The sequence below is a fragment of the Synechococcus sp. R6-10 genome (assembly GCF_047461815.1).
GTDB lineage: Bacteria > Cyanobacteriota > Cyanobacteriia > Thermostichales > Thermostichaceae > Thermostichus.
This window is the reverse complement of record NZ_JANSHW010000373.1, coordinates 1-1,319: the sequence shown is the minus strand read 5'-3', so window position 1 is coordinate 1,319 and position 1,319 is coordinate 1. Positions and strand designations below refer to the sequence as shown.

General features: G+C 61.6%; 2 protein-coding genes. Both read left to right on the top strand.

Annotated features, from left to right (window positions below; all coding sequences use genetic code 11):
- A partial coding sequence (locus tag NW837_RS10570; RefSeq protein ID WP_414331348.1) for a hypothetical protein occupies positions 1–411 on the top strand: 411 nt, incomplete at its 5' end.
- Between the two features lies 1 nt (position 412).
- Complete coding sequence (locus NW837_RS10565) at positions 413–1,099, top strand: VanW family protein (protein ID WP_414331346.1); 687 nt, start codon at positions 413–415, stop codon at positions 1,097–1,099.
- The last annotated feature ends 220 nt before the right edge of the window (positions 1,100–1,319 follow it).

Sequence of the window (1,319 nt, the reverse complement as noted above, 5' to 3'; positions counted from 1 at the left end):
CAGCTAGAATCGGTGCGAGCATTGTCTCATCTCCTGCAACAGCCGGGATCCCGTCTGGTGCATTTGCAGGGGGAGGTGGGGACGGCCAATGTGCTGTTTCGCCCAGGAGACTGGCAGGAGGTTATCTTGGCCGCACGGGATCTGCCCCAACCGGTGGCGGGGGAGCGCTACTCCCTCTGGCTCAAGCTGGATAATGGCGAGTTCCTCCACTGTGGTGACTTTCAGGTGGATGCTCAAGGCTCTGCTCTGGTGGCCCTACGCCCATCCCGCACGTTGCCGGCAGGTACCCGCGCCCAAGAGCTGCTGGTCGCGACCGGTTCCCGCCAACTGCCCGCTCGCGTCAGCGGGCCGGAGGCCTTTCGCGCCAGCGGGACGGAGTCCTTGAAACCCCTTCTGACGGGCAAGGTGTGAGGTGAGAGGAAGGGTTGACCTGCGGAGGTTGGCTGTGCTGGTGGGGGCGCTACTGGCCCTTCTGGCCTTGTGGTGGACGGATCCCACGCCAACAACCCTAAGCCAATACGTTACTTCTTTGCAGGAGCGCACTCCTTCTCAACTCCACAACATTCGCCGAGCCGTCCAAAGCCTGGATGGAGTTTACATCATGCCTGCGACACGCTCACAGGAACAGGCAGAAGTGATTTTTTCCTTCAACCAAGTGGTGGGGCCGCGCAGCCTGGAACGAGGCTATGTGCCCGCGCCGGTGTTTATGGTGGCCGAAACCCTGGATTCGGTTGGGGGAGGAATCTGTCAGGTGTCCTCTAGCCTTTACAATGCTGCTCTGTTGGCAGGGCTGGAGGTGGTGGAGAGGCACCCCCATTACCGGCAGGTGGAATCGGTGCCCCCTGGCCTGGATGCCACCGTTTGGTACGGCTTGGCCGACCTCAAGCTGCGCAACCCTTTCCCTTGGCCGGTGCGCTTGCGAGTTCAGATCCGCGGCCAAAACCTGATTGTGTCCGTGCTGGGACGGGGATCCCGCCACGCCCTGAGGATCCCACCCATCCGTGTAGAGGGGCACCGGCTGGATCCCCAGCATTTGCAGGTGAGCGTGTATCGGGGTAACGAGCGCCTCTCCCAAGATCGCTATGTCGTTGCTCCCTAGCCTCTCATCGCGCCAGCGGGACGGAGTCCTTTTTTCGCCCCATTGGCCCCCTACTTCAGCGTCTCAGGAGCAGCTCCCCAGCAACCTCCACACAGGGATCCATGTTAATTTCTACACCAACATGGTTAGCGACAGGGTCGGCGACAAGCCTCAAACCCTGATTCTTCCGTTGACCCGGTCGATCCCGCTCTGGGCAAGGGTTTCAGGCCCCTCGGCGGAG